We start from the raw sequence: 1,653 nt of genomic DNA, 5'->3' as shown, positions 1-1,653 counted from the left end.
GCCGAGGTCGCCGAGGCGGCCGCGAAGGCCGCCCCGGTCCGCGCGCTGCTCGCCGCCGCCTGAGACCGGGGGCGCGGTCAGGCGCGGGCGAAGGCGTCCAGGGCGGCGACCACCCGCTCGCCCACCCCGTGGCCGCTGCCGTGGCCGCCGGACTCGACGATCTCCAGCCGGGCGTCGGGCCAGCCCCGGGTGAGCTGCCAGGCGATGTCCGGCGGGCCGCTGACGTCCAGGCGGCCCTGCACCAGCACGCCGGGGATGCCGGCGAGCTTGCCGGCGTCGCGCAGCAGCTGCCCGTCCGGCAGGAAACCGAGGTTGCTGAAGTAGTGGGTGACCAGCCGGGTGAAGCCGGCCCGGAACACCGGGTCGGCGTAGCGGGGGCTGGCCTGGTATCCGCCGGCCAGGGAGACGTGCACGTCCTCCCAGGCGCACCAGTCCCGGGCGGCCCGGTCGCGCACCTGCGGGTCCGGGTCGTTGACCAGCCGGGCGTACGCGGCGGACAGGTCGCCGTCCCGCTCGGCCGCCGGCACGCCGTCGCGGAACCGGGCCCACTCCTCGGGGAAGATCCGGCCCATGTCCCGGGTCACCCAGTCGATCTCCCGGCGGGTGTTGGCGACCACGCTGAACAGCACCAGCGCGGTGACCCGTTCCGGGTGGCGCTGGGCGTGGGCCAGGGACAGCGACGAGCCCCAGGAGGCGCCGCAGAGCAGCCACCGGTCGACGCCCAGGTGCGCGCGCAGCCGTTCCATGTCGGCCAGCAGGTGCGCGGTGGTGTTGACCGACAGGTCCGTGGCCGGGTCGCTGGCGGGCGGGGTGCTGCGGCCGCAGCCGCGCTGGTCGAACAGGACGATCCGGTAGGCGGCCGGGTCGAACAGCCGCCGCCAGGAGGGGCCCGCGCCGGAGCCGGGGCCGCCGTGCACCACGAGGGCCGGCCGGCCGTCGGGGTTGCCGCAGGTCTCCCAGTGGATCCGCTGGCCGTCGCCCACGTCGAGCTGGCCCTGCGCGTACGGCTCGATCGGTGGATACATCGGGTTCCCCTCCCACGGCCCGGATACAACAGCGCTGTTACATTAGCGGACGTGACCGCCACCCCCGACCGCGAGGCACTCGGCACCCTGCTGCGCCACGTTCTGGAGGTGCTCGACGGCGACGTCGCCGCCGTCTACGCCGGCCTCGACCTGGCCGACTACCGGCCCCGCTACTCACCGCTGGTGCGGGTGCTCGTCGCCGACGGGCCCCTCGCGATCCGCGACCTGGCCGCCCGGGTGGGCGTCACCCACTCCGCGGCCAGCCAGACCGTCGCCCAGATGGCCCGCGCCGGCCTGGTCGACCTCGCCCCCGGCGCGGACGCCCGGCAGCGCATCGTCAGCCTCACCGACCGGGCGCACGCGCTGCTGCCCGTGATCGAGGCCGAGTGGGCGGCCACCACCACGGCCATGCGGCGGCTCGACGCCGAACTGCCCGTACCCCTGGCCGACGAGCTGTACGCGGTGCTCGCCGCGCTGCGCCGCCGCCCGCTGCGCGACCGGATCGCCGACACCGGCCTGGCGCCCACCCGGCAGGCCTGACCCGCGCCGGCCGCCGCTCGACCGCGCGCCCCCGGGCGGTGCGAGGCCCGCGCGCGGGCGGCGTCACGCCGGTCTCAAAGCCGGACAG

At 76.8% G+C, this 1,653-nt stretch carries 2 protein-coding genes; one reads left to right on the top strand and one right to left on the bottom strand.

Annotated elements, in window-relative coordinates:
• Positions 1–77 precede the first annotated feature (77 nt).
• The gene (pip, locus tag ABZV78_RS31725; protein ID WP_355644547.1) at positions 78–1,025 is read right to left on the bottom strand and encodes a prolyl aminopeptidase; all 948 of its coding nucleotides are present in this window, start codon (positions 1,023–1,025) and stop codon (positions 78–80) included.
• 51 nt (positions 1,026–1,076) lie between these two features.
• On the opposite strand from pip, the gene ABZV78_RS31720 reads away from it, so the two are divergent.
• Positions 1,077–1,565 carry a MarR family transcriptional regulator gene (locus ABZV78_RS31720; RefSeq protein WP_355644545.1) on the top strand — a complete coding sequence of 163 codons (489 nt, stop codon included), beginning with the start codon at positions 1,077–1,079 and terminating at the stop codon, positions 1,563–1,565.
• The last annotated feature ends 88 nt before the right edge of the window (positions 1,566–1,653 follow it).

The sequence above is a fragment of the Micromonospora sp. NPDC004540 genome, from assembly GCF_040610095.1.
GTDB lineage: Bacteria > Actinomycetota > Actinomycetes > Mycobacteriales > Micromonosporaceae > Micromonospora.
The sequence above is the reverse complement of the archived record's forward strand: the minus strand, read 5'-3'. Positions and strand labels throughout refer to the sequence as shown.